This window comes from Caulobacter sp. GW821-FHT05F04 (assembly GCF_059419665.1).
In genome coordinates, this window is record NZ_JBWKSF010000002.1 from 479882 (window position 1) to 504504 (window position 24623).

At 68.5% G+C, this 24623-nt stretch carries 22 protein-coding genes; 8 read left to right on the forward strand and 14 right to left on the reverse strand.

What is annotated here, in order from left to right; translation table 11 throughout:
- The first annotated feature begins 59 nt into the window (after positions 1-59).
- Both AC07R7_RS06710 and AC07R7_RS06715 read left to right on the forward strand, forming a co-directional pair.
- Entirely contained in the window at positions 60-1427 is a 1368-nt protein-coding gene (locus tag AC07R7_RS06710; RefSeq protein WP_494634601.1) for a hypothetical protein, read from the forward strand.
- A gap of 90 nt (positions 1428-1517) precedes the next feature.
- Complete coding sequence (locus AC07R7_RS06715; protein WP_494634602.1) at positions 1518-2291, forward strand: MerR family transcriptional regulator; 774 nt, start codon at positions 1518-1520, stop codon at positions 2289-2291.
- 98 nt (positions 2292-2389) lie between these two features.
- Here AC07R7_RS06715 and mutL read toward each other — a convergent pair whose 3' ends face one another.
- Positions 2390-4312, reverse strand: a complete 1923-nt coding sequence (mutL, locus tag AC07R7_RS06720) for a DNA mismatch repair endonuclease MutL (protein ID WP_494634603.1) — start codon at positions 4310-4312, stop codon at positions 2390-2392.
- Positions 4313-4454: 142 nt separating this feature from the next.
- Here mutL and AC07R7_RS06725 point away from each other — a divergent pair, with 142 nt between their 5' ends.
- On the forward strand, positions 4455-5471 hold the full coding sequence (locus AC07R7_RS06725) for a TraB/GumN family protein (RefSeq protein WP_494634604.1): 1017 nt from the start codon (positions 4455-4457) through the stop codon (positions 5469-5471).
- Between the two features lie 118 nt (positions 5472-5589).
- Positions 5590-6498: a TraB/GumN family protein gene (locus tag AC07R7_RS06730; protein ID WP_494634605.1), complete on the forward strand. Its 909-nt coding sequence runs from the start codon at positions 5590-5592 to the stop codon at positions 6496-6498.
- Between the two features lie 61 nt (positions 6499-6559).
- Here the strand turns inward: AC07R7_RS06730 and AC07R7_RS06735 are convergent, their stop codons facing one another.
- From AC07R7_RS06735 to AC07R7_RS06770, 8 genes are all read right to left on the reverse strand, one after another.
- Positions 6560-7132 carry a DUF3035 domain-containing protein gene (locus AC07R7_RS06735; RefSeq protein WP_492886400.1) on the reverse strand — a complete coding sequence of 191 codons (573 nt, stop codon included), beginning with the start codon at positions 7130-7132 and terminating at the stop codon, positions 6560-6562.
- Between the two features lie 124 nt (positions 7133-7256).
- Positions 7257-7760, reverse strand: coding sequence for a signal peptidase II (lspA, locus tag AC07R7_RS06740; RefSeq protein WP_492886398.1), 504 nt, complete (start codon positions 7758-7760; stop codon positions 7257-7259).
- A 139-nt stretch (positions 7761-7899) separates the two neighbouring features.
- A complete protein-coding gene (gene ileS, locus AC07R7_RS06745) occupies positions 7900-10869 on the reverse strand; it encodes an isoleucine--tRNA ligase (protein ID WP_494634606.1) in 2970 nt (989 codons plus the stop codon).
- A gap of 166 nt (positions 10870-11035) precedes the next feature.
- Complete coding sequence (locus AC07R7_RS06750) at positions 11036-12142, reverse strand: S1C family serine protease (protein WP_494634607.1); 1107 nt, start codon at positions 12140-12142, stop codon at positions 11036-11038.
- Between the two features lie 194 nt (positions 12143-12336).
- Positions 12337-13278, reverse strand: a complete 942-nt coding sequence (locus AC07R7_RS06755) for a bifunctional riboflavin kinase/FAD synthetase (protein ID WP_494634608.1) — start codon at positions 13276-13278, stop codon at positions 12337-12339.
- Positions 13278-13703, reverse strand: coding sequence for a MaoC family dehydratase (locus tag AC07R7_RS06760; RefSeq protein WP_492886581.1), 426 nt, complete (start codon positions 13701-13703; stop codon positions 13278-13280). The genes AC07R7_RS06755 and AC07R7_RS06760 overlap by 1 nt, the downstream gene beginning before the upstream one ends.
- 20 nt (positions 13704-13723) lie before the next feature.
- Positions 13724-14584: a TIGR01459 family HAD-type hydrolase gene (locus AC07R7_RS06765; protein ID WP_494634856.1), complete on the reverse strand. Its 861-nt coding sequence runs from the start codon at positions 14582-14584 to the stop codon at positions 13724-13726.
- A gap of 47 nt (positions 14585-14631) precedes the next feature.
- Positions 14632-15228 carry an aspartyl/asparaginyl beta-hydroxylase domain-containing protein gene (locus AC07R7_RS06770; protein WP_494634609.1) on the reverse strand — a complete coding sequence of 199 codons (597 nt, stop codon included), beginning with the start codon at positions 15226-15228 and terminating at the stop codon, positions 14632-14634.
- Positions 15229-15286: 58 nt separating this feature from the next.
- On the opposite strand from AC07R7_RS06770, the gene AC07R7_RS06775 reads away from it, so the two are divergent.
- Both AC07R7_RS06775 and AC07R7_RS06780 read left to right on the forward strand, forming a co-directional pair.
- Positions 15287-16351 (forward strand): aspartyl beta-hydroxylase, encoded by a 1065-nt coding sequence (locus tag AC07R7_RS06775; RefSeq protein WP_494634610.1) that lies wholly within the window; start codon positions 15287-15289, stop codon positions 16349-16351.
- A 30-nt stretch (positions 16352-16381) separates the two neighbouring features.
- Entirely contained in the window at positions 16382-16948 is a 567-nt protein-coding gene (locus AC07R7_RS06780; RefSeq protein ID WP_494634611.1) for an NnrU family protein, read from the forward strand.
- On the opposite strand, the gene AC07R7_RS06785 is transcribed toward AC07R7_RS06780, so the two are convergent.
- From AC07R7_RS06785 to tipF, 3 genes are all read right to left on the reverse strand, one after another.
- Entirely contained in the window at positions 16945-17631 is a 687-nt protein-coding gene (locus tag AC07R7_RS06785) for a 2OG-Fe(II) oxygenase (protein ID WP_494634612.1), read from the reverse strand. The genes AC07R7_RS06780 and AC07R7_RS06785 overlap by 4 nt on opposite strands.
- Positions 17628-18365 carry a methylated-DNA--[protein]-cysteine S-methyltransferase gene (locus tag AC07R7_RS06790; protein WP_494634613.1) on the reverse strand — a complete coding sequence of 246 codons (738 nt, stop codon included), beginning with the start codon at positions 18363-18365 and terminating at the stop codon, positions 17628-17630. Before AC07R7_RS06790 ends, AC07R7_RS06785 begins: the two co-directional genes overlap by 4 nt.
- 260 nt (positions 18366-18625) lie before the next feature.
- The gene (gene tipF / locus AC07R7_RS06795; RefSeq protein WP_492886382.1) at positions 18626-19900 is read right to left on the reverse strand and encodes a flagella assembly cyclic-di-GMP phosphodiesterase TipF; all 1275 of its coding nucleotides are present in this window, start codon (positions 19898-19900) and stop codon (positions 18626-18628) included.
- A gap of 294 nt (positions 19901-20194) precedes the next feature.
- Between tipF and AC07R7_RS06800 the strand changes: the two genes are divergently transcribed.
- Both AC07R7_RS06800 and feoB read left to right on the forward strand, forming a co-directional pair.
- Entirely contained in the window at positions 20195-20512 is a 318-nt protein-coding gene (locus AC07R7_RS06800; protein ID WP_492886380.1) for a FeoA family protein, read from the forward strand.
- Positions 20513-20533: 21 nt separating this feature from the next.
- The gene (feoB, locus tag AC07R7_RS06805) at positions 20534-22432 is read left to right on the forward strand and encodes a ferrous iron transport protein B (RefSeq protein WP_492886577.1); all 1899 of its coding nucleotides are present in this window, start codon (positions 20534-20536) and stop codon (positions 22430-22432) included.
- A gap of 6 nt (positions 22433-22438) precedes the next feature.
- On the opposite strand, the gene AC07R7_RS06810 is transcribed toward feoB, so the two are convergent.
- Positions 22439-23464, reverse strand: coding sequence for an AraC-like ligand-binding domain-containing protein (locus AC07R7_RS06810; RefSeq protein ID WP_494634614.1), 1026 nt, complete (start codon positions 23462-23464; stop codon positions 22439-22441).
- Between the two features lie 270 nt (positions 23465-23734).
- Positions 23735-24613 (reverse strand): 3-hydroxybutyryl-CoA dehydrogenase, encoded by an 879-nt coding sequence (locus AC07R7_RS06815; protein WP_492837227.1) that lies wholly within the window; start codon positions 24611-24613, stop codon positions 23735-23737.
- Between the last annotated feature and the right edge of the window lie 10 nt (positions 24614-24623).

A 24623-nucleotide genomic window follows, 5' to 3' on the forward strand; every position in this document is an offset into this window, starting at 1 on the left:
ACGTCGTTGTCTGGGCGGTTGTAACCGTTCAAAAAGCTTCGGCCGCTAGGGTCTGCCCCATGACGGCCATTTGCTGCCTGCGTATCCTGTTCACGGTTGGCGAGAGCCAGCCGGGTGAAGTCCCCAAGCACAAGGCTCAGGGGGTGGCGGACGCGTTCCTGAAGGCCCGCTGGCGCGCGCCGCGCAAGTGCGGGGCCGTGGCGCCGATGGCCTTCGTCCTGGCCGACAACCGCGTCGAGACCCTCGACCCCACCGAGATGCAAGCCCTGGCCGCCGAACTGGAGAAGGTGCTGTTCCCGGGGCGCCCTATTGGTCAGATCGCCCTGATGACTTTCGAGGGCGACGAGCAAGCGGTTCTGCAGTTCGCCGCGCTGTCGCGGGCCGAGTTGGCCGGGCTGATGGCGGGCGAGGGCTATGAGGGTCCGGCCGGCCGAGTCCATGTTGTCACGGCCGACAGCGTCGAGCCCCGCCCCAGCACGCGCGCGGAAGCCAAGACCCTCGCCGAGGACAAGGCCAGCGCCAAGAAGCCGGGTTTGGCCGCCGCCACGACCGTGACGCCAGAACGTCCGGCCAAGGCGGCCGCGCCTGTCTCCACCGTCCCCGCGGCGGAACCGGTCAAGCAGGTCGTCGCTCAGGCTGTTCCGCCCGCCGTCGCGGCCGCCGCGCCGGAAAAGCCCAAGGCTCAACCGGCCCCGGCGTCCAACCCAGGCGCCGCCAAGATCGCGGCCCCGCCGCCGCCAGCCCAGACCGGCTGGTGGGGCGTCTATGATCTGGCCCAGGGCGCCTTTGTCGGCTCGGCGATCGGCATGCGCTCGGACCTGATCGGTCCGCCGCCCGAGGACGACGGCAAGCTGCTGAAGCGCGACCTGATCTGCCTGACCGACACCCAGGCCGCCCTGAAGACCGCCCCCTTCGGCGAGATCCAGGCGCCGTTCGGCTTCTGGAACCTGACCACCCCGGCCTCGCAGGAGGCCTATAAGAGCCGCCTGTCGCGATATCCGCTGGACCAGCAGCCGCGCCTGACCGCCACGATCTACGCCACGCCGCGCGAGGCCTCGATCGGCATGCTGCAGCAGATGCGCCTGTTTCTGAAGGGCAGCTTCTCGCGGATGGACGTCCAGGTCACCGACCCGACCTTCCCGATCTCCGGCCTGCCGCCCGAGCTGGTCGACAGCATCACCCTGGTGCTGAACGGCGAGACCGAGCACGACCGGCTGAAGCAGATCCTCAAGTTCGTCGAGCGCAAGGCCGCCTATGTCGCCAAGGACGTGATCCAGGCCGCGGCCAATGTCTCCTCGGCGGTCGAACTGGAAGCCTGCAAGGCGGGAGGGATCGCCTTCGTGCGCGGCCCCGCCGTCACCGACCTGCTGGAAAAGCCGGTCGCCAGCCCCGACGGCGCGACCCTGGCGGCGGCCAACGCCGCCTAGAGCCCGCTCATTTTAGGGCATTGACCCTCACGCCGCGTCAGACCTGACTGATCCTTCCATCGAAGAGGGAAGGTTCACCAAGGACACCGGATGAGCGTCTACACGGTCAAACAGATGGCGAAGCTGTCGGGCGTCTCGGTGCGGGCTCTGCACCACTATGACGCCATCGGCCTGCTGCGGCCCCGCGCCGTCGGCGCTAACGGCTATCGTTACTATGACCGCCGGGATCTGCTGCGTCTGCAGCAGATCCTGTTCCATCGCGCCCTGGAGACTCCGCTGAAGGACATCCAGGCCGCGCTGGACGACCCGGCTTTCGACCTCGCCGCCGCGCTTCGCGCCCATCGCGAACGCCTGGCGGCCGAGGCCGAACGCTACGCCAAGCTGGTGGACATCGTGGACCGCACCCTCGCCGACCTCAAAGGAGACGAGACGATGGAAGACAAAGAGATGTTCAGGGGATTCGACCCGGCGAAGCAGGCCAGGCACGAGGCCGAGTTGGTCGAACGCTACGGCGACGGCATGGCGGAGAAGATCGCCCATTCGAAGGCGGGTATGGAAAGCTGGGGCAAGGGCGACTGGGCCGGCTTCCAGCAGGAAGCCCTGGCGATCGAGGCCGACATGGCCAAGGCGTTGGCTCAGGGCCTGCCCGCCGATAGCGCCGTCGTCAGCGCGATCATGCGCCGCCACTGGGCCTGGATCGCCAAGTCCTGGAACCGCGAACCGACCCCGGACGCGTTCATGGGGCTGGGGCGGTTGTACCTGGACAATCCGGAGTTCACGGCGCGCTACGAAGCGGTCGCGCCGGGACTGACCGAGTACCTGGCCGAGGCGATGCGCGCGTTCGCGGAGAAGCGGGCAGCCTGAGGGTCCGAAAACCTCGTCCTTCGACGAGCTCAGGATGAGGTTTTCCGCCGTCGACCCTGATCCTCACCCTGAGCTTGTCGAAGGGCGAGGATCATGCGCTACCGCCGCCCGAACAGCTTTTCGATGTCGGCCAGCTTCAGCTCGACATAGGTCGGCCGGCCGTGGTTGCACTGGCCAGAGTGCGGCGTGGCCTCCATCTCGCGCAGCAGGGCGTTCATCTCGACCCCGTTGAGGCGGCGGCCGGCGCGGACGCTGCCGTGGCAGGCCATGGTCGAGCAGACCTCCTCCAGCCGCTCCTTCAGCGCCAGGGCCGCGCCGTTCTCGGCCAGGTCGTCGGCGATGTCGCGGACCAGGGCGGCGGCGTCGGTCTTGCCCAGCAGGGCCGGCGTCTCGCGCACCAGCACCGCGCCGGGGCCGAAGCTCTCGATGACGAGACCAAGGCTGGCCAACTCCTCGGACCGGGCGACCACGCGCTCGGCCTCGGCGGGATCGAGGTCGACCACCTCGGGCAACAGCAGGGTCTGGCGGGAAACACCGCCGGCCGCCATCTCGCCCTTCATGCGCTCATAGACCAGACGCTCGTGAGCCGCGTGCTGGTCGACGATGACCATGCCGTCGCGGGTCTGGGCGACGATATAGGTCTCGTGCACCTGGGCCCGGGCCGCGCCCAGCGGGAAATCCACGGGGTCGAACGGCGCGGCGGACGCGTAGTCCGGCGCGGGGCGATCCTCGAAGGCGACGGAGGTGTAGGCCTCGCGCACCACCTCGGCCAGCTCGCCCCCCAAACCAGGCGAGTAGCTTGGCTCGACGCGGGCAGAGACCTCGTTCAGCCCCGGCAGGTCCATCGGTCGCTGGGTCGGCGGCGTCCAGCCGCCTTCACGCCAGGCCGAGAATCCGGCGGGCGAGGGGCCGGGCTGGTATCCCGGTTGATAGCCAGGGAAGGGACTCTGCTGGGCGCGGATGCTGTCCAGCGCCTGGGTGGCGACGGTGGTCGAGGCCCGGTGGCCGGCCCCGGCCAGGGCGTGGCGCAGCGCCCCGACGATCAGGCCGCGCACCAGGGCCGGGTCGCGGAAGCGGACCTCGGCCTTGGCGGGGTGGACGTTGACGTCGACCTCGCTGGTGTCGAGCGTCACATACAGCGCCGCCGTCGGGTGGCGGTCCCTGGCGAGAAAGTCGGCATAGGCCGCGCGCAGGGCGCCTTGCAGCAGGCGGTCGCGCACCGGGCGGCCGTTGACGAACAGGTACTGGTGGGCGGCGTTGCCGCGATTATAGGTCGGCAGGCCGGCGAACCCCGACAGCCGCACGCCGTCGCGGACCTGGTCGATCTCGATGGCGTTGTCCTGGAAGTCGCGGCCCAGCACGGCGGCCAGGCGCGCCAGTCGACCTTGCGGCCCCGGATGCTCGGGCGGCAGGCGCAGGATGCGGCGGCCGTCGATGTCCAGCGAGAAGCCGACGCTTTCGTTGGCCATGGCCTGGCGCTTGATCTCCTCGGTGATCGCCAGGGCCTCGGCGCGCTCGGACTTCATGAACTTAAGCCGCGCGGGGGTGGCGTAGAACAGGTCGCGCACCTCGATCCGCGCCCCATGCGGGCCAGGGAAGGCGGCGGGTGAAACCTCGCCCACCTGGCCGCCCTCGACCAGGATCGAGTGGGCGTCGCTCGAACCCTTGGCCCGCGAGCTGATCGACAGTCGCGCCACGGAGCCGATCGACGGCAGGGCCTCGCCCCGGAAGCCCATGGTGTGGATGCGCAGAAGGTCCCAGAGACCATCTTCGTCGGGCGCCAGCTTCGAGGTCGCGTGGCGCTCGATGGCCACCGGCAGTTCGTCCGCCGACAGGCCGCAGCCGTCGTCGGCGACCAGGATCCGGGTCAGGCCGCCGCCGTGGGCCTCGACCTCGATACGGGTCGCGCCGGCGTCGATGGCGTTGTCGACCAGCTCCTTGATCGCGCTCGCGGGCCGTTCGACCACCTCGCCGGCGGCGATGCGGTTGACGGTCTCGGGCGGCAGGCGACGGATGGGCATCACGGGGACTTTCACGAGGCAGGCCGGAGCGAAAGCGCCAGCATTGCAACTCCTTAAGTTGACCGACCTAACGCCGATCAGCCAACGACAGGGAGATCGCGGAGTTTATCTCGATTCCGCCGCCGTTCGAGGAAGACAGATAGTGACCCTTCGCCGTTTCGCCGCCGCCGGTCTCGCCCTTTCGCTGCTTTGCGGGGGATCGGCGCTGGCGCAGGCTCGCAACGAGGTGTCGATCCACCAGACGGCGCCGGTCGACCTGCACGCCGCCGACCCCGAAGGGACCTTGGTCGAGGAACTGGTCGTCAACGCCAAGCTGCCCGGCCCGGCCTGGTGGAAGGTGTCGGACGCCGACAGCACGGTCTATATCCTGGCCATCCCGGCCCTGTCGCCCAAGACCCTGACCTTCGACACCTCGGTGCTGGAGCGTCGCCTCGATGGCGCCAACCGCCTGATCATGGCGCCCGAGCCCGACGTCAGCGTCGTGCGGATCATCGCCCTGGCCGTGGGCGGCCGGCGCTATTTTCTGGCCGACAAGCCGATGCGCGACACGCTGCCGCCCGAACTGCGCGCCCGCCTGGAGAAGCGCCTGGCCGACGGCGGCGAGAAGCTGGACAGCATGGACGACATCAAGCCGGCCTTCGCCGGTTTCCTGGTCGCCAACATGAAGAAGGGCGGTTCGATCAACATCCAGAGCGGCGGCGTGGCCGACAAGGTCGAGGCGATCGCCAGGAAGAGCGACCTCAAGAAGCGGCCGCGCATCCAGAAGCTGGATGGCTACGACGTGATCGACGCCCTGAAGTCGGTCGGCTCGCTGCCCAAGCCGATGCAGGAGTTCTGCCTGGACGCGGGCCTGCGCGAGGCCGACGCCGGCGGCTCCCGGACCGTCGAGACGGCCCAGCGCTGGGCCGAAGGCGACGTGGTCAAGCTGGCGGCGGCCGATCGTGGCTACCAGGCCTGCCTGTCGGCGACGCCGGGCGTGGCCTCGGAGATCCGCAAGACCATCGACCGCTCGACCAAGGCCATCGACCAGGCCCTGAAGACGCCCGGCAAGTCGGTGGCGCTGGTCAACTTCCGCCCGCTGCTGTCGGAGGAGGGCGTCTTGGCCAGGCTGAAGGCCAAGGGCTACACGATCACCACGCCGGCCGAAGCGCAGCCTTAGGGCGCCCGCTCAGGCCTTCGCCCCGGCCACGCGGCGACCCCCTGTCTCGGCTCCGGGGGATTGACGCCGACACCGCTTCGGCCCGACATCATAACCTCACGTTGAGCCGTGGGGTCTCATGAGAGCCGTTCTGATCGCGTTGGCCTTGGCGCTGGCGGCCACGCCCGCCCTGGCCCAGGAGAGCAACGACGCCGTGCTGGTCGACGCCCTCGTCGTCAACGCCCGCACGCCCGGGCCGGCCTGGTGGAGCGTCAGCAAGGGCGACGCCAAGGTCTGGGTGCTTGGCGTCGGCGTCGCGGTGCCCGCCTCCGCGTCGTGGGACACCAGGGCGTTCGAACGCCGGGTTAAGGCCTCCAAGCGCGTCATCGCCATTCCGCGCAGCCAAACCAACTTCTCGCGAGAGTCCGTGCGGGCCGACCGCGACTGGCTGGCCGAACTGACCGACGCCGAACGCGCGCGCGTGGCCGATGTCGCCGCCATGGCCGGCCAGAAGGTCGAGGTCTACGGCAAGTTCCGGCCGAACTTCGCCGGCGTCCTGATCAAGACCGACCTGGAATCCCGTATCAAGCCCAAGCCTGGCCCATCCCAGGATCTCGAAGCCAAGGCGCGCCGCCTGGGCGCGAAGTTCGAGTTCGTCTCCGGTCAGGAGGCGCAGGCGATGAAGGCCGGGTTCAAGGCGGGCGGCAGCGACAATCTCAATTGCGTCCGCTGGGCGATCCGGTCGCGTGATCCTGTCGCCATGCGTGAGCAACGGGCTCAGGCCTGGATGCGCGGCGATGTGCGGACGCTGCTGATCGGCCCGGCGGCCTATGACCCTTGCGTCCAGGCGATGAAGACGCTGCAGGACGCGCTGGAGAACAATGAAACCGCCATGACCGACGCGATCGCCAACGTGTTGGACCGCAAGGAAGGGGCCGTGGCCTTCGTCACCCTGACGCCCTTGCTCCGCCAGGGCGGGGTGCTGGATCGGCTTCGCAAGCGCGGCTACGTCGTCGAGACGCCGGCGCAGCTGGAAGACGAGGACTGAAACGACAAACGGCCCAGAACCGCGAGGTTCCGGGCCGTTCGATTGTCTCGGTTCGCGGGCCTTAGAGGCCCGGCAGCTTGATGCCGGTCTTCTTCTCGCGGCTGATGACCACGCCACCGGCGCCCACCAGCTTCTTCAGACGGGCTTCCTCGGCGGCGGCGTCGACCTCGGCCGGGGCGTTGGCGCCCGACTCGGCGGCGGTGGCGACGTTCGTCGTCTTGGGCTGGCCCTTCTTCCAGAACATCACCTTGCTGGCGAAGCTCTCGTCCTTGTGGGCCAGGTCGCCGTTCTCGTCGTCGACCACGAAGCGGATCAGCGGATCGGCCTTGTCGGTGCCGGCGCGAGCGACCAGCAGCTTTTCACCTTCCGAACGACCGGCGGCGTTGCTTTGGCCGATCAGGGCGGCGCGGGCGGCGCTTTCCGGCTGCAGTTCCTGCGGGCGCGGCTCGCCGGGCGCCGGCGGACGCAGGGCGTAGTCCGGCGGCACGACCAGCGGGGCCTTGCTGACGACGCGGAATTCGTCAGGCACGACCTTGTTCATGCCCAGGGCCTTTTTGGTCGAACCACAGCCGGCGAGGCCGATAACGGCCACGACGGTCAGGGCGCTCACGGTCGCGACCCGATTGAAACTCATCAAACCATGCTCCAGCAGGCCGACCCCCGGCCCAAATTTTGGACGCTCTCGATACGACATCCTCGCCCGGGCGCCAATCTCCCACGCGAATGCGGCGTCATTCGGTCTGAAGGCCTTGGCGGCTCTAAGTGTCTGTCGGCTCGGCCAGCTTCTTTTCACCATAGAGGAAGCTGTCGATCAGCAGCAGGGCCACCCCGATGTTGATCGCCGAGTCGGCGACGTTGAAGACCCAGGGGAAGTTCAGGCGCGAGACGTCGATGAAGTCGACGACATAGCCGTACAGCACCCGGTCGATCAGATTGTTGCCGATCGCCGCGCCGATGATCATGCCGACCCCGATGGCCGGCAGCAGCTTGTTGGCCTTGCGAGCCCAGAACGACAGGCCGATCACCACGAGAATTGAAAAGCCGATCAGCAGCCAGCGGCCCCAGTCGTGGTCGCGCAGCAGGCCAAAGCTCATGCCGTAGTTATGGACCATGGTCAGGCGCAGCGGGCCCAGCAGCGGCAGGGACGCGCCCTGCTCGCGGCCCAGCAGGCCCAGGACCCAGAGCTTGGAGATCTGGTCCAGGACCAGGGTGGCGGCGGCGACGGCGTAGGCGGTCCAGCCGAGGCGGGTGATCGATTTCATTCCGTTACCTAAGCCACGTTCCTAAAGCTTGTCATCCCGGCCGCAGCGAAGCGGAGAGCCGGGACCCAGGGGGCAATGCAGTGCGGTGGCCCCTGGGTCCCGGACAGCCTCTGCGAGGCTTCCGGGATGACAAGGATGGTTAGGCCGTCGCGTGCGTCGCGTCCCAATACGCCACAGCTTCGGCGTCGCGAAGGCTAAGCTCCGGATAGCGGGGATCGGTTCCCACCTCCGGCAGGATGCGCCACGAGCGGGCGCACTTGTTCCCCTCGGCCAGTTTCGGATCCACCGACACGCCCTTGACCTCGTCGGTCGTGAACGCGCCGCCTTCACCGGCGACCAGGGTCGCGGCGCTTGTGCGGAACACCTCGGCGGCGTCCAGGCCATCGAAGGCGGCCAGCAGCTCGGCGTCGGCGACGTGGACGACCGGCGCCGCCTCCAGCGCCGAGCCGATGCGCTTTTCGCGGCGTTCGACTTCCAGGGCCCCGGTCACCACCGACATCACGGTCTCGACCTTGGCCCAGCGGGCGGCCTCGGCGTCGTTCTGCCACTCGGCCGGCGTCGCCGGGATCACCCGCAGGCTGTTGGAGCCCGCCTCGGGGAAGCGCGTCTGCCACGCCTCTTCCATGGTGAAGCTGGTCAGCGGCGACAGCCAGATGGTCAGGCGCTCGAACACATAGTCCAGCACCGTGCGATAGGCCCGACGGCGCAGGGCGTTGGGCGCGTCGCAATAGAGGCTGTCCTTGCGGATGTCGAAGAACAGGGTCGACAGATCGCCCTGGCAGAACTCGATCAGCGGACGGGTCACGTCGGAGAAGCGATAGGCCTCGTAGGCGGCGCGCACCTGGCCATCCAGTTCCCACAGGCGGTGCAGGATGTACTTCTCCAGCGGCGGGAAGTCGGCGTAGTCGGTGACCCGCTCGGCCTCATCGAAGCCGGCCAGGGCGCCCAGCAGGTAGCGCGTGGTGTTGCGCAGCTTGCGATAGGCGTCGGTCGTCGTCGCCAGGATGGTCTTGCCGATCCGCTGGTCTTCCGAATAGTCGACCATCGCCGCCCACAGACGCAGGATCTCGGCGCCGCTTTCCTTGGTGATGGTCTGCGGCTCGACGGTGTTGCCCTTGGACTTGGACATCTTCTCGCCGTTCTCGTCCTGGGTGAACCCGTGGGTGAGAACCGCCTTGTAAGGCGCGCGGCCGCGGGTGCCGCAGCCTTCGAGAAGCGACGACTGGAACCAGCCGCGATGCTGGTCCGAGCCTTCCAGATACAGATCCGCCGGCCAGTGACTGTCGGCCCGGCCCTCGATCGTGAAGGCGTGGGTGCAGCCGCTGTCGAACCAGACATCCAGGATGTCGCCGACCTTCTCGTACTGGGCTGGGTCATGGGCGTCGCCCAGGAAGTCGGCGTCGGGACGCGAGAACCAGGCGTCGGCCCCGCCCTCGCGGATGGCCGCCAGGATGCGGGCGTTGACCGCCGCGTCCATCAGCGGCGCGCCGGTCTCCTTGTCGACGAACATGGCCAGCGGCGTGCCCCAGGCGCGCTGACGGCTGACCAGCCAGTCGGGGCGCGTCTCGACCATCGAGCCGATGCGGTTGCGGCCGGCGTCGGGGTGGAAGGCGGTGTCGGCGATCGCCTGGATCGCCGTCTCGCGCAGGGTTTGGCCGCTCTCGAGCGGTTGATCCATGCGGATGAACCACTGTGGGGTGTTGCGGAAGATGATCGGGGCCTTCGAGCGCCAGCTGTGCGGATAGCTGTGCTCGACGCGGCCGCGCGCCAAGAGGGCGCCAGCCTCGATCAGCTTGTCCATCACCGCGGCGTTGGCGGGGCCGAACTTGCCGGCCTTCTTGCCCTCGGTCTCGATGACCTTCAGCCCCGCGAACAGCGGGACGTGCGGGTAGTAGGCGCCGTCCGGGTCGACGGTGTCGGGGATGGAGTCCAGCGCGTGGCCGCTCTTCAGCCACACCAGATAGTCGTCCGCGCCGTGGCCCGGGGCGGTGTGGACAAAGCCCGTGCCGGCGTCGTCGGTGACGTGCTCGCCGGCGAGGAGGGGGACGTCGAAGCCGAAGCCCTCATCGAATTGCGCCAGCGGGTGGGTGCAGACCAGACCGGTCGGATCGACGGGCTCGACCCGGCGCCAGGTCGCGACCTTGGCGGCCTTGCGGACGTCCTCGGCCAGCTTGTCGGCGATGATCAGGCGGTCTCCGGCCTTCGACCACGGGGCGAACTCGAGGTTCTCCTCCATGGCTTCCACCTCATAGAGGCCGTACTCGACCTTGGGGTTGAAGCTGATGGCGCGGTTGGCCGGGATGGTCCACGGCGTGGTGGTCCAGATCACGACGCTGGCGTCGTTGGGGGCCAGGCGGAAGATGTTATCGCCGGCCGGATTGCCCGACAGCGCGTAGTGCTCCTCGTCATAGACCTTGACCGGGAACTTCACCCAGATCGTGGGGCTGACGTGGTCGTGATACTCGATCTCGGCGTCGGCCAGGGCCGTGCGCTCGACCGGGCTCCACATCACCGGCTTGGAGCCGCGATAGAGCTGGCCGCTGGCGGCGAACTTGTGGAACTCGGCGACGATCGTGGCTTCCGAGGTGAAGTCCATGGTGGCGTAGCGGTTCCACCAGTCGCCCAGGACGCCCAGGCGCTGGAACTCGGTCTTCTGGGCCTCGACCCAGCCGCCGGCATATTCGCGGCAGCGGGTGCGGAATTCCTCGGCCGGGACCTCGTCCTTGCGGCGGCCCTTGGCGCGGAACTCTTCCTCGATCTTCCACTCGATCGGCAGGCCGTGGCAGTCCCAGCCCGGCACGTAGTCGACGTCGTATCCCAGGGCGAAGCGCGAGCGGACCACGAAGTCCTTCAGCGTCTTGTTCAGGGCGTGGCCGATGTGGATGGCGCCATTGGCGTAGGGCGGGCCGTCGTGCAGCACGAACAGCGGGGCGCCGTCGGCTTGTCTCTTCGCCCGAACAGCGCCGTAGAGGCCCTTGGGCGACAGGGCGGCCCAGCCCTCCAGGATCTCGGGCTCCTTCTTGGGCAGGCCCCCGCGCATCGGGAACGGGGTGTCGGGAAGGAAGACGGTTTCGCGATAGTCGCGGGCGGTCGTGGCGTCGTCGGCCATGGAATAGGTGTCCGGCTTGAAGGTATCGGAAGAGGGCGGGAAAACCCGGCGCGCGCTGGAGGATCGTCCGGCGGCGTCACGCCGGGCGGATAATTCGCGAAATCTTCCGAACGAAATTCATGGCCAGCGGGATAGCAGAGGGAGGGCCGGGGCGCAAAGGCTTCGGCTAAGCCCCCGGCTTCCGCAGCTTGGGCGTGACGGTCACGGTCATCAGGCGGGCGTTGCGGATGATCAGGAACGCGGTGGCGCGGCCGATGCTGTGGTGGTCCAGCGCGCGCAGCAGGTCGTCGAGGCCGGTCAAAGCCTGGCTTCCCGCCGCGACCAGCAGGTCGCCCTCCTTGATCCCCGCCTTGGCCGCGGGGCCGCCGAGATCGACATGGGCGACATAGACCGCATAGGGCTGCTGGACGCCCGTCGCCCGCGCCAGGGCCGGCGGGATCGGGGCCTGCTGGGCGATCAGGCCGATCGAGCCGCGTCGCACGTGGCCGTGCGCCAGCAACTCGCCGATCACGAACCTGGCGGTGTTGGCCGCCACCGCGAAGCACAGGCCCTGGTAGCCGGCGATGATGGCGGTGGCGATGCCGATCACCTCGCCGGTCGAATTGACCAGCGGGCCGCCGCTGTTGCCGGGATTGAGCGCCGCATCGGTCTGGATCAGGTCCTCGATCAGCCGGCCGCGCTCGCCGCGCAAGGACCGGCCCATGGCCGAGACGACGCCGGTGGTCACCGTGGCCTCGAAGCCCAGCGGCGCGCCGATGGCGATGACCAACTGGCCGCGCCGCAGCTTCTTGGAGTCGCCCAGCCGGGCCACCGGGATGTCGGCGGCCTGGTCGATCTTGATGATGGCCAGGTCGGTGTCGGGATCGTCGCCGACGCAGCGGGCGGTGAAGTTGCGGCCCTCGGCCGTGATGACCACGAAGCGGCTGGCGCCCTGGATCACGTGGCTGTTGGTCAGGATCAGCCCGCCCCCAAGCTCCTTGTCGGCGCCGATGGCGAAGCCCGAGCCGACGCCGGACATCCGGGGGTCTTCCAGCATCGGATGGATGCGCACGACGCTGGGCCCGACTCGTTCGACGGCGCGGACCACGGCGTTGGAATAGGCGTCCAGCAAGTCACCGTCGGGCACGGCGCAATAGCCGCCCTCGATCTCGATGGCCTTGCCCGTGTCGAACACGAACTGCGCGCCCTCGGGATAGGCCAGGATCTCGTGGGCCCGCGCCTTCGCCGGCTGCCTGGCGCGCGCGAAATCTTGGTACTTGCGCCCCTTGAGCATGCGGTCCCCACCCAGCCGTTAAACAAGGTTAACGGGACGGGGGAAGAGGGGAAAGGGTTTCGTGCGCCGCGCGATCCCCCTCCACCGGCGTCCGCCGGTTCCCCTCCCCCAAGGGGGGAGGAGAGATTCTCCGCCACCCACTTTGGGGGCGGACAGACCACGCGGAGCGTGGTCAGGTGGGGGTTAGTGCTGAGTCAGAACCCCGGCGCCACGATCGCCCGCGCCGCCTGCTCGTCGCGGCGGATCTGTTCGATCATCAGCTCCAGGCTGTCGAACTTCAGTTCCGGTCGCAGGAAGGCGATCAGGTCGGTCTCGATGATCTGGCCGTACAGATCCTCGTCGAAGTCGAACAGCCAGGTCTCCAGCCGCGTCTCGACCATGCCGGTGGTGGGATTGTTGCCGAGATTGGCCACGCCGGGCACCTCGCGACCGTCGGGCAGACGGGTGCGGGTGGCGTAGACGCCCAGCTTGGGGACGACATAATCCTCGACCTCGACATTGGCGGTGGGGAAGCCCAGTTGGCGGCCCAGTTGCTGGCCCCGGCGCACCACGCCCTCGATGGCGAAGGGGCGGCCCAGGATGCGGGCGGCCTGGGCCGGCTCGCCGTTGCGCAGCGCGTCGCGGACGCCCGTCGAGGAGAACTTGTCGCCGTCGCGGCTGGCCACGGGTTCGGCGATCGAAACGGTGAAGCCGTATTCGTCGCCATACATCTTCAGCAGGTCGGCGCTGCCGCTGCGGCCGCGGCCGAACGAGATGTCGAAGCCGGCGGCGACGTGCTTCACGCCCAGGCCCTCGACCAGCACCTTTTCGACGAACTCGCGGTCGCCGAAGCTAGCCATCTCGAAGTCGAACGGCAGCAGATAGAGCAGGTCGACGCCGAGGCCGGCCAGCGCCCGGGCCTGCTGGCCGTGGGTCATCAGCTTGAAGGCCGGCTCGGTTGGCCGGAACAGGCGGCGCGGGTGCGGGTCGAAGGTGATCACCCCCAGCGGCGTATGGTCGGCCAGCGCCGCTTTCGCGGCCTGCGCGATCACCTGCTGGTGGCCGCGATGCACGCCGTCGAAATTGCCCAGCGCCACGGCGGCGCCGCGCTCGTCGGCGGGGAGGTTCTTCCAGGCGTTGACAGTCTTGAGCGGCATCAGGCGGCCTTGCGCGGAACCATGACCACGGCCTCGCCGTCGACGACCGCCTTGCCGCCCACCTTGCAGACGGTGGCGAGGGTGACCTGGGCCTTGGCTTCGTTGATCTCGGAGATGGTGACCACGGCGGTGACCTCGTCGCCGATCCTGACCGGGCGTTTGAACTTCAGCGTCTGCGACAGGTAGATCGCGCCGGGCCCGGGCAGGGTGGTGCCCAGCACCGCCGAGATGTAGCCGGCCGACAGCATGCCGTGAGCGATGCGCCCGCCAAAGCTGGTCTTGGCCGCGTAGTCGGCGTCCAGGTGCACCGGATTGGTGTCGCCGGTCACCTGAGCGAAGGCGACGATGTCGGCCTCGCGCACCGTGCGAACCAGCTGCGCCGACTGACCGACGCTCAGCTCTTCGAGAAACTTGCCCTGCATGATGATCCCCTTGTTCTTTTTGCTTACCAGACCAGATCGCCGATGGCGTGGGTCGCGCCCACGGCCTCGGCGTCGAGCAGGGCCTGAACGGCCTCCGGGATCAGCAGGCCATCGGGCCCGACGGCCGCCTCGCCATGGATGCCCTTGGCGATGAACAGGCAGGCCAGCTTCTGGTCGCGGGCGCCCTTCACGTCGGTGATGACGCCGTCGCCGATGCACAGCACGCGGTCGCGATCGACGGGACGACCCAGCAGTTGCGCCGCCTCGGCCACGGCCAGGTCGTAGATCGCCGCATAGGGCTTGCCGGCCATGACCACCTTGCCGCCCAGGGTCTCATAGAGATCGGCCAGGGCCCCGGCGCAGAAGATCAGGCGCTCGCCGCGCTGCACGACGCGATCGGGATTGGCGCAGATGAACAGCAGGCCCCGGTCGGCGGCGACCTTCAGGCGATCGCGATAGTCCTCGGGGACTTCCTTTTCGTCCTCGTAGAGGCCCGAGCACAGGATGAAGTCGGCGTCCTCGGGGCCCGCCAGGGTCAGGTCGAAGCCCGCCCACAGCGGCCCGTCGCGCTCGGGGCCGATCTTCCAGACCTTGGTTCCCGTGTGCGGCGTCAGCAGCGCCCGGGTCGCGTCGCCCGAGGTGACGAAGCCCTGCCAGGCCGAGCGCGGTACGCCCAGGCCGTCAAGCTGCGCCACCACGTCATACGAGGGCCGCGGCGAATTGGAGATCAGCACCACCGGACCCTTGGTCTGGCCCCACCGGGTCAGCGCCGCGCAAGCCTCGGGGAAGCTCTCCACCCCGTTGTGGATCACGCCCCAGACGTCGCACAGCACCACGTCGTAGCGGTCGGAAAGGTCGGAAAGGCCGGCGGGAAAGTCCATCATGGATTGGGCGGTAAAGCTCGCGGGAGTGGGCGTCAACCAGGAGCCATCTAGGCGCTCGCACCCTCGGTCGCCAGGGCAAGGCTCATCTGTTCGGCCAGCCAGTCGTTCATGCGGGCGTCGATCACCAGGTGAACCCGGTCGGTGTCGCCGCGATTGGCCACCGTATGAGGGTCGGACAGGCGCAGGTACCAGCCCTCGCCCGGGGCCATCGGCACAGGGACGCCATTGACCTTGAACTCGACGGCCGGGTTGCTGGTGATCGGGACGTGGATACGCGCCTTGCCGTCCTCGGCGCACAGGTCGAGGTCGGTATGCTCCTTGATCACCGAGCCGGGCGCCAGCTTCATCAGCCGCACGCTGGTCAGCGGGCATTCGAAAGCGGCCAGGACCGACTGGAAATAGGGGCAGGCCTCCAGGAACGGCGTGGGGACGTAGTCGGTGCGGACCGGGTCGGAATAGATCATCCGGATCGGATGGGTCTCGCCGGCCATGCAGCGCAGGGCGATGGCGCTCCAGTCGCCGTCATAGTTCTGGCGGACGAAATGCGAGACCCAGGTCGTGTCGGCTTCGACCCGCGCGAGATCCGCGCGCAGCCGGTCCGGATCGAAGGCCAAGGGCAAACGCACGCGGTCTGGAAAGCGCATGGTTTCAGCTTATGCTGGTGCTCCGCGTCGCCACAAGCGACGATCTGCCGGAGCCCGAATGACCCTCGCGCCGAGCCTGGCGGCCTTCGGGCGGCTGCTGTCCGATGCGGATCTTCGCGCCCGTCTCGCCGAGGAGCAGGACATCGGCGCGGCCGCGTTGGCGTTGGGTCTGGAGCAGCCCGGCTGGCAGGCTCAGCCGATACGGCTCGACCAGGCGCCGCCGCCCGGCTGGCTGCCGGCCGCGATCGACGACGACCGGGTGTCTTGGCGGTGGTTCGGGCGCCGGGGGCTGCACGACGGCTTCTACGCGCACGAACTGCTGACGGCGGGTTTTCTGGCGATCAACCGGTTGTTCGCCGTCGAGACGCCGCTCTCGGCTTTGCCGTCGGGTTCGCGCGCGCCGGATGGCCTCGTCTTTCACATGTCCCGCTGCGGCTCGACCCTGATCGCGCGGATGCTGGCGGCCGATCGCGACGCCACCGTGATCTCGGAGGCCCAGCCGATCGATACGGCGGTGCGGTCCGGCGATCCGGCTCTGCTGCGCGCCGTGGTCGCCGCCTTCGCCCGGCCGCGCGGGATCGGCGAGGCGCGGCTGTTCCTGAAGTTGGACTGCTGGAACAGCCGGGCGCTCCCGCTGTTTCGGGCGGCCTTTCCCGACACGCCCTGGATCTTCTCGTATCGCGAGCCCGTCGAGGTGATGGTCTCCCACGCTCGCCGCGCCGGAAGCCAGATGGTCCCATCGCTGGTTCCGTCCTCGATCCTCGGGTTGGCGTGGGGGAACCCGCGGGATCCGCTCTATCATGCGGCCGTTCTGGCCAGCGTCTGCGAGGGCGCGCTGGACGGCTGGGCGGTCGGCGGCGGGATGCTGATCGACTACAGCGACCTGCCGGAGGCGGTGTTCACGCGGGTGCTGCCGCATTTCGGACTGACGCCGGCTTGCGACGTCGAGGCGGCCATGCGGGCGGTCGCGGGCGTGAACGCCAAGGCTCCGGGCGAGGCCTTCACGCCCGACAGCGAGGCCAAGCGCCGTGAGATCAGTCCCGCGATCCTGGCGGCGTGCGAGGGTCGCCTGGCGATCGCTCACGCGCGGTTGCGCCAGCTTTCGGAAATCGTCGTTCCGTGACTATGATCCCGGGATAAGCGGGAGGGGCCGATGACGATACTGATCCTGGGGCTGGTGCTGTTTCTGGGCGTCCACTCGGTGCGGATCCTGGCCGCGCCCTTCCGCGCCGCTCAGGTCGCCGCCAATCCGGGGCGCTGGAAAGGGCTCTATTCGGTCATCTCGGCCGTCGGGCTGGCGCTGATCATCTGGGGCTGGATCCAGTTCCGGCCGATGGCGTCGCAGCTCTACGACCCGCCGCCCTGGGGCCGTCACGCCGCGATGGGCCTGGTCTGGATCGCTTTCGTGCTGCTGGCCGGCTCGAACGGGCCGGTCGGACGGATCAAGGCGACCGTGCGCCACCCGATGCTGCTGGGGACCATCCTGTGGTCGGCCGGCCACCTGCTGGCCAATGGCGACCAGGCCTCGGCGCTGCTGTTCGGGGCGTTTCTGGTCTGGGCGATCGTGGACCTGATTTCGGCGCTGGGACGCGGGGAGCCGGCGCCGGTGGTGACCAAGCCCATCGCGGACGTGATCGCGGTCGTGGCGGGCACGGCGCTGTATGCGGTGTTCGTGGTCTTCCTGCACCGGCTGCTGTTCGGGGTCTCGCCGCTAGGCTAGGTGGCGTCGTGGAAGATGACGCCTAGCGTTCGCCGCCGTCCCGCGCGGATCTCGCTCACGCCATGTCGCAGCACGCGACGGTGGATGCCGCGCACGCCCTCGGCCGGTCGTTCGCGCACCGCGAAGATCACGCCCTCGCCCTGTTTCAGCGGCACGACCTGCGGCGCGCTCTGTTGGCGGGGCCGCTGCTCGACGATCACGAACTCGCCGCCGTCGAAGTCCCGGCCCGGCTCGTCCAGCAGGAACGCCGCCTGCAGCGGGAAGACGTGCTCGCCGTAGAGATCCTGGTGCAGGCAGTTGTAGTCGCCGGGGCCGTAGGTCAGCAGCAGGGGCGTGGGCCGCGCCTGGCCGGCCTCGCGGCAGCGCGCCAGCATGTCGTCCAGCGCTTCAGGGAAACGGCGGTCCTCGCCCAGACGCTCGGCCCAGCGGTTGGCGATCGTCGACAACGGACCGTAGAGACCCTGCCGGAGCCGCTGCACGACATCCGGCAGGGGATAGCTGAAGTATTTGTACTCGCCGCGTCCGAAGCCGTGGCGGGCCATGACCACACGACTGCGGAAGCCCGCCTCCTGGGGATAGAGGTCGGCGATCCCCTGGCAGGTCTCGGGCTTCAGGATCGGACCGGTCAGGGCCCAGCCGCGCCCGTCGAGCTCGGCGCCGATGCGAATCCAGTCGAGTGTCACGCGGCCACGCGCGCCCCTTCACGCGCCAGGAGGGCCTGCTTGCGCTCGACGCCCCAGCGGTAGCCTGACAGGCCGCCGTCGGCGCGGACCACGCGGTGGCAGGGCGTGATCACCGCCAGCGGATTGGCTCCGCAGGCCTGGGCCACGGCGCGCGCGGCGCTGGGCCGGCCGATGGCGCGGGCGATGTCGGCATAGGAGGCGGTCTGGCCGGCCGGGATCTCGCGCAGCGCGGCCCAGACGGCCTTCTGCAGCTCGGTGCCTTGCGCGTCGGTCGGCAGGTCCGGCGCGCGGTCGGGATGGTCGATCAGATCGGCCACCGCCTTCAGGTCGGCGGCCACCCCCTCGGCGTCCGACACGATCCGGGCGTGCTTGAAGCGCTTCTCCAGGTCGGCTCGCAGCGCCTCGGCGTCGTCGCCCAGGGTGACCAGGCGCAGGCCCGTGTCCGAGCGGGCGACCAAGGCCAGGCCCAGGCTGGTCTCGCCGACGGCCCAGCGCAGGGTCTCGCGATTGATGTCGGGCTTGCAGCGCAGGCAGGCGCGCAGGCCAGCGGCGCGGGCGTCTTCCCGGGTGGCGTAGAAGGCGACGTTCTTGCGCAGCGGACGGCCGCCGCAGCTGGCGACGCAATAGACGCCCGTGGTGCGCACGCCGATATAGAAGGCGCCCTCGGCGGCGCGATCCTTGGCGCGCATGGCGTTCCAGCGCGCGTCATCATCGGGATAGGTCGAAGCGATCATGGGGATCTCCTTTCGTGAGGAGACCATGCGCCAGGCCACGCCGGCGATCATTCCGAAGCTTGCGGCCCGGCGCCCAAAGCTGTCAGCAGTCTAGTGTCCCGATTCCGAAGTTCGCAAGCGTTTGTGGCAAGCTCCGACGAACTTCGGAATCGATAAGGACACTAGTAAGTTTATGTTTCTAGTGTGCTTTTTTTGGATTTGAAGTTCGCTCAGAGCCTGATTCAAGTACGGGCGAACTTCAAATCCAGCCCACTAGGGGCCTACCAGCCGACGGCGCGACGGCGCAGGGCGCCGCGGATGAAGTCTTGCGGCGGTTCGGCCTCGGCCAGCACCGCGTCGCGGATGGCGCGCGGTTCGCCGAACAGGTGGCCCTGGCCGTAGCCGATGTCCAAGTCGAGGATGTCGACGATCTGCTTCTCGGCCTCGACCTTCTCGACGATGACCTCGATGCCGTAGCGGCGGGTCAGGGCGGCGAAGTCGGCGGCGTTCAGGTCGGGCAGCGAGGCGATGACCAGCTTGCCGTCCTGCTCTTCCAGCTGGTCCAGCATCATCTGGGCGCCGACCTTCAGGTAACGGACGTCGGCGCGGGCCAGATCCTGGAAGTCCAGGTCCAGGTCGCTGACCTTGTCGAGGCTGAAGCTGAAGCCCAGGCTGGCCAGGCGGGCCATGTGGCGGGCCTCGACCGGGCCCCGGCGATCGAACGCCGCCTGGCCCAGCTCGAAGATCACCGCGCCGGCCAGGTCCTTATTGGCCTGCATGAATTCCAGGAACTGCGGGAAGAAGCTCTCGTCGCCCAGGCTGGCCAGCGAGATGTTGCAGAAGATGCCGACCTTGCGATCCTGTTTGGCCAGGCGACGGACGATCTGCACGCAGCGGAACAGCAGCAGGTTGTCGATGGCCGTCATCAGGCCTTCGGGCTCGGCCACGGCCAGGTACTCGGCCGGCATCATCACGCGGCCGGTCTCGTCGCGCAGGCGCGAGAAGCTTTCGTAGAAGACGGTGCGGCGCTGGGGCAGGCTGACGATCGGCTGCAGGTAGAGGTCGACGCGGTTCTCGGCCAGGGCGTCCTGCACGACCTGAAGCATGTGGCTGGCCTGCGGCGCGCGCTCGCGGCCCAGATTGTGGCTTCGGGCCGAGGCGGCGGCGACCTGGTGGCTGAGCTGGTGCTCCAGCCGGTCGTTCATCTGTCCGATCAGGTCTTCCAGCTGATGGACCTCGGTCGACAGCTCTTCCGTACGGCGCTGGGCGTCGGCGGCGACCGATTCCACGAGGTCCGACACGCGGGCGTCGACCTTCTCGATCTGGTCCAGCAGGATGGCGTGAGCCTCGCGCACGGTGTCGATGTCGCCGCGCAGGGCGGCGGCCAGGAACGTCTGACCCAGCAGGCCGTGGAAGGCGAAACACAGGCCCAGCGCGCCGATGAAGGCCGAGACGCCGACAGCCGGGGTCGCGCCCATCCTCCAGAGGAAGAGGGAGACGATCAAAGCCAGACAAAGATAAGCCCCCGTCAGGAGCCCCAGCATCAGCCTACGCATCACTCGCCCACACGAATCGTAAGACGTAATCAGACCGGCCCACGGTCGAAGAGTCGAATCTATTAACGCCCCTGCGCCATTCGGTCCCAAAGCCCGCTAGCCTGCCCGGATCGGATGTTCCATCCGAGCCGGATAAGCAGGCGAGTTCTTCTCGGTCACGGATCTTCCGACCGCCGAACCGCGAACACTTCGGCGGAAGACCCTTAAGGACGATCATAACCCAAGACGCGCGGATCGTTGAATCGACATTGGTCTCTCCGACTGATAATCGTTCGCAATCTAATCGGAGCCATTATGTCCGAAGCGTTCGCGTTGTCCCCTCAATTCAACCCAGCCGATACTCTCGACGTGCGTCCCCTGGCCAAGGCCGGGCGGGGCGATCGCGGGGTGATCGTCAAGGTCACCGGCGCGTCCGGCGCGGCCGAGTCCGTGGCGGCGGAGGAGCTTGAGCGACGCCTGCTGGAGATGGGCTTCGTCGAGGGCGCGGCCATTGAGGTGCTGCACGAGGGCCTGTTCGGCCGCGACCCGATCGCCGTGCGCGTCGACGACACTCGGGTGGCCCTGCGCCGCCGCGAAGCCGGCGCCGTCACCGTGAAATTCGACGGACTCTAGACCTTGGCCCTAGACACCTCCTTGAGCCAGGACGGCGCGGCTGTTTCCGACGCCGCCGCCGAGCCCGCCCTGGTCGCCCTGGTCGGCAACCCCAACTCCGGCAAGACCGCGCTGTTCAACGCCCTGACCGGCAGCCGCCAGAAGGTGGCCAACTATGCCGGCGTCACGGTCGAGCGGAAGGAAGGCGTGCTGACCACGCCCTCCGGCCGACAGATGCGCGTGCTCGACCTGCCCGGCACCTATTCCCTGCGGGCCCGCAGCCCGGACGAGGTCGTCACCCGCGACGCGGTGATCGGCAAGCTGGAGGGCGAACTGGCTCCCGAGGTGCTGATCTGCGTGGCCGACGCCACCAACCTGCGCCTCGTTCTGCGCCTGGCTCTCGAACTGAAGCAGGTGGGCCGGCCGTTCGTGCTGGCCCTCAATATGTACGACATCGCCCAACGCCAGGGCTTGCGTATCGACCTGGAGCGCCTGTCCCAGGAACTGGGCGCGCCGATCGTCACCACGGTGGCGACCCGCAAGCGCGGCCTGCCCGAACTCCTGGAAAAGGTCGAGGGCCTGGTCGCGGCCCGCAAGGTCGAGACCGAGAACGTCTGGCACGAGCCGGCCGCCGGGGAGATCCGCGCCGCCCACGCCGAGGCCCAGCGCATCTTCAAGGCCTGCGTGAAGCCGCCCGAGCGTCCGGACACCGTCACCGGCAAGATCGACGACGTGCTGCTGCACCCCGTCGCCGGCGTCCTGATCCTGATGACCCTGCTGTTCGTGATGTTCCAGGCGGTGTTCACCTGGGCCACGCCCGTCATGGACGGCATCGACGGGGCCTTCGCGGCTATCGCCGGCTGGACCAGCGCCCACCTGCCGGCGGGCCTGGTGACCAGCTTCATTTCCGACGGCCTGATCGCCGGCGTCGGCAGCGTGCTGGTGTTCCTGCCGCAGATCCTGATCCTGTTCTTCTTCATCCTGCTGCTGGAAGACAGCGGCTACATGGCCCGCGCGGCCTTCCTGATGGACAAGATCATGGGCGGGGCGGGCCTGCACGGCCGGGCGTTCATCCCGCTGCTGTCCAGTTTCGCCTGCGCCATTCCTGGCATCATGTCGACGCGGGTGATCGACAACAAGGAAGACCGGCTGACCACCATCCTGGTCGCGCCGCTGATGACCTGCTCGGCGCGGATCCCGGTCTACACCCTGATCATCGGCGCCTTCATTCCCAAGCAGACCGTCTGGGGCGTGCTGTCGCTGCAAGGCCTGGTCATGTTCGGCCTCTACGCCGGCGGCATCGTCAGCGCCCTGCTGGTCTCGTTCGTCATCCGCCGCGTGTTCTGGCGCGGCGCGGTCGAGCCCTTCATGATGGAGCTGCCGACCTATCGCTGGCCCGAGCCGCGTAACGTGCTGATGAACCTGTGGACCCGCGCCCGGATCTTCATGAGCCGCGCCGGCCGGATCATCCTGCCGCTGATGGTGCTGGTCTGGGTCCTGTCGACCTTCCCCTATCCGCCGGAAGGCGCGACGGGGCCGGCCATCGACTACAGCTTCGCCGGTCGCATCGGTAACTTCATCGCGCCCGTCATGGCCCCGATCGGCTTCAACTGGCAGATGACGGTGGCCCTGATCCCGGGCTTCGCGGCCCGTGAGGTCGCGGTGGCGGCGCTGGGCACGGTCTATGCGGTGGGCGGCGACGGCGACGCGGCCGCCACGACCTTGGGCTCGCTGCTGTCCCACCAGTGGTCGCTGGCCAGCGCCCTGTCGTTCCTGGCCTGGTACGTCTTCGCTCCGCAGTGCGCGGCGACCCTGGGCGTGGTCAAGCGCGAGACCAACGGCTGGACCTGGCCGACGGTGATGTTCGTCTACATGACCAGCCTGGCCTATCTGGCCTCGTTCGTGACCTATCACGTCGCCGTGGCGATGGGCGCGGGCTGAGGTCTGCTACAGGCCCTTTAGCCAGGCGAAGACATCGTCGGGCCGCTCCTGGGCCGACAGGCCCTCCTGGCGCGCCGCCTCGCCCAGCTTGCGCAGCCGGCCGGGCGTGACGCCGAACCGGGCCCGGAAGGCGCGGCTGAAGTGGGCGTCCGACCGGAACCCATGGCGATAGGCGACCTCGGCCAGGGTCATCTGCTCGGCGCGATCCTGAAGGATCACGTCGAAGGCCTGGTCCAGCCGCCGCCGCTGGATGAAGGCGCTGACGCCGCCGGCGGGCTCGAACACCTTGTAGAGCTGGCTACGGGACACGCCCAGGTGCTCCCGCACCGTCTCCGGCGACAGGTCGGGATCGTCCAGCCGCCGCTCGACGAACTGCTGGCCAGCGATCAGCAGCACCTTCTCCAGCGGTCGGGGATCGGCGCCCATCGGTTCACCGCAGGCGAGTATCGCGCCGCTCACCAGGGCGGTCGTGGCCTTGGCGGCCATCGGCGTTTCAGCCGGCGTCATCGTCTCGATGGATTCCCACAGGGCGCGCAGATGCGAGGCCAGCATCCTCCCCGCCGGGGTGGCCTCCGAAACCACCCGGCCGTGGAAGTCGAGGCCGGCGGCCCGCGGGTCCAGCAGGCTGCGCGGCATCATGAGGTAAAGCGTGACGTAGGGGCTCTGGATCGTCGAGCGGTAGGGCCGCGCCATGTCCACCAGCCGGATCGCGCCCATGTCGCTGCTGGCCTCGCGGCCATCATAGTCGGCGCGCCAGACGTTCTTCCCCAGATCCAGCACCGCCATGACGGTGTCCGTCGCGTCGGCCATGATGTGGGTGAGCTTGCGCTCGAACCGCTGGGGAACGCCGACGCATCGCGCGAAGACGACATGGCCAAGCTGGTAGCCTTCCAGCCGGTTGTGGAAGTCGGCCTCGGGCGACAGCAGGGTGATGTCGAACAGATGCGCGCAGGCCTTGCGGTACAGTTCGACGGCGTCGGGCTGCTCGCGGGCGTCCAGCACCCATAGATCCCGACTCAGACGGTCACTCACGCGGAAGCCTCGCCGAACGGCCGAGACTCATCCCGGCGAAAATCCCAGAGCAATAGAATGTGGACCGTCGGTCAATGACAGAGCCACGACGCCGCGCGAGAACGAGGGGCATGTCGCGCGCCGGTGGGGTACAGGCGCGCCATGCCCAGAGCCTCCTCCTTCGCGGAACCCAGGAGGCGGTGGGGCGGTTCGTCGGCGCGCATACTGATCGCGCCGACGAAACGCTGGACCCTGTCGGGTCAAGCCTTGGCGGGTTTGGCCTTGGTGGCCCTAGCGGGTCGGAACCGGGACTTCGCCGCGATAGTCGTAGAAGCCGCGACCGGTCTTCTTGCCCAGCCAGCCGGCCTCGACATACTTCACCAGCAGCGGGCAGGGGCGGTACTTGCTGTCCGCCAGGCCTTCGTGGAGCACGTTCATGATGCTCAGCACGGTGTCCAGGCCGATGAAGTCGCCCAGTTCCAGCGGGCCCATCGGATGGTTGGCGCCCAGCTTCATCGCCGTGTCGATGGCGTCCACCGTGCCGACCCCTTCGTACAGGGTGTAGATCGCCTCGTTGATCATCGGCACCAGCACGCGGTTGACGATGAAGGCGGGAAAGTCCTCGGCGTTGCTGGTGATCTTGCCCAGCGACTTGGCGAAGGCCACGGCCGTCTCATAGGTCGGCACGTCGGTGGCGATGCCGCGGATGATCTCCACCAGCTTCATCAGCGGCACCGGGTTCATGAAGTGCAGGCCGATGAAGCGCTCGGGACGGTCCGTGGCCGAGGCCAGGCGCGTGATCGAGATCGACGAGGTGTTCGAGGCCAGCAGCGTGTCGGGCTTGAGGTGCGGCTGCAGGCTGCGGAAGATCGACTTCTTGACCTCCTCGTTCTCGGTGGCCGCCTCGATCGCCAGGTCGGTCGCGCCGATGGCCTCCAGGTTCTCGGCCGCCGAGATGCGGGCCAGGGCCGACTTCATCGCGGCGTCGTCGATGATGCCGCGGCCGACCTGACGGGCCATGTTCTTCTCGATCAGGGCCAGACCGGCGTCGATCCGCTCGCGCGAGACGTCATGGAGACGCACATCGTAGCCGGCGAGGGCGGCGACATGGGCGATGCCTGACCCCATCTGGCCGGCGCCGATGACGCCGACCGTCTTGATTTCACTCATAAAAGCCAAG

What these genes read in the sequence shown, in the direction of transcription:
- AC07R7_RS06710 (WP_494634601.1), top strand. Translation starts at nt 60, where the DNA reads ATGACGGCCATTTGCTGCCTGCGTATCCTGTTCACGGTTGGCGAGAGC.
- AC07R7_RS06715 (WP_494634602.1), top strand. Translation starts at nt 1,518, where the DNA reads ATGAGCGTCTACACGGTCAAACAGATGGCGAAGCTGTCGGGCGTCTCG.
- mutL (WP_494634603.1), bottom strand. Translation starts at nt 4,312, where the DNA reads ATGCCCATCCGTCGCCTGCCGCCCGAGACCGTCAACCGCATCGCCGCC.
- AC07R7_RS06730 (WP_494634605.1), top strand. Translation starts at nt 5,590, where the DNA reads ATGAGAGCCGTTCTGATCGCGTTGGCCTTGGCGCTGGCGGCCACGCCC.
- AC07R7_RS06735 (WP_492886400.1), bottom strand. Translation starts at nt 7,132, where the DNA reads ATGAGTTTCAATCGGGTCGCGACCGTGAGCGCCCTGACCGTCGTGGCC.
- lspA (WP_492886398.1), bottom strand. Translation starts at nt 7,760, where the DNA reads ATGAAATCGATCACCCGCCTCGGCTGGACCGCCTACGCCGTCGCCGCC.
- ileS (WP_494634606.1), bottom strand. Translation starts at nt 10,869, where the DNA reads ATGGCCGACGACGCCACGACCGCCCGCGACTATCGCGAAACCGTCTTC.
- AC07R7_RS06750 (WP_494634607.1), bottom strand. Translation starts at nt 12,142, where the DNA reads ATGCTCAAGGGGCGCAAGTACCAAGATTTCGCGCGCGCCAGGCAGCCG.
- AC07R7_RS06755 (WP_494634608.1), bottom strand. Translation starts at nt 13,278, where the DNA reads ATGCCGCTCAAGACTGTCAACGCCTGGAAGAACCTCCCCGCCGACGAG.
- AC07R7_RS06765 (WP_494634856.1), bottom strand. Translation starts at nt 14,584, where the DNA reads ATGATGGACTTTCCCGCCGGCCTTTCCGACCTTTCCGACCGCTACGAC.
- AC07R7_RS06770 (WP_494634609.1), bottom strand. Translation starts at nt 15,228, where the DNA reads ATGCGCTTTCCAGACCGCGTGCGTTTGCCCTTGGCCTTCGATCCGGAC.
- AC07R7_RS06775 (WP_494634610.1), top strand. Translation starts at nt 15,287, where the DNA reads ATGACCCTCGCGCCGAGCCTGGCGGCCTTCGGGCGGCTGCTGTCCGAT.
- AC07R7_RS06780 (WP_494634611.1), top strand. Translation starts at nt 16,382, where the DNA reads ATGACGATACTGATCCTGGGGCTGGTGCTGTTTCTGGGCGTCCACTCG.
- AC07R7_RS06790 (WP_494634613.1), bottom strand. Translation starts at nt 18,365, where the DNA reads ATGATCGCTTCGACCTATCCCGATGATGACGCGCGCTGGAACGCCATG.
- tipF (WP_492886382.1), bottom strand. Translation starts at nt 19,900, where the DNA reads ATGCGTAGGCTGATGCTGGGGCTCCTGACGGGGGCTTATCTTTGTCTG.
- AC07R7_RS06800 (WP_492886380.1), top strand. Translation starts at nt 20,195, where the DNA reads ATGTCCGAAGCGTTCGCGTTGTCCCCTCAATTCAACCCAGCCGATACT.
- AC07R7_RS06815 (WP_492837227.1), bottom strand. Translation starts at nt 24,613, where the DNA reads ATGAGTGAAATCAAGACGGTCGGCGTCATCGGCGCCGGCCAGATGGGG.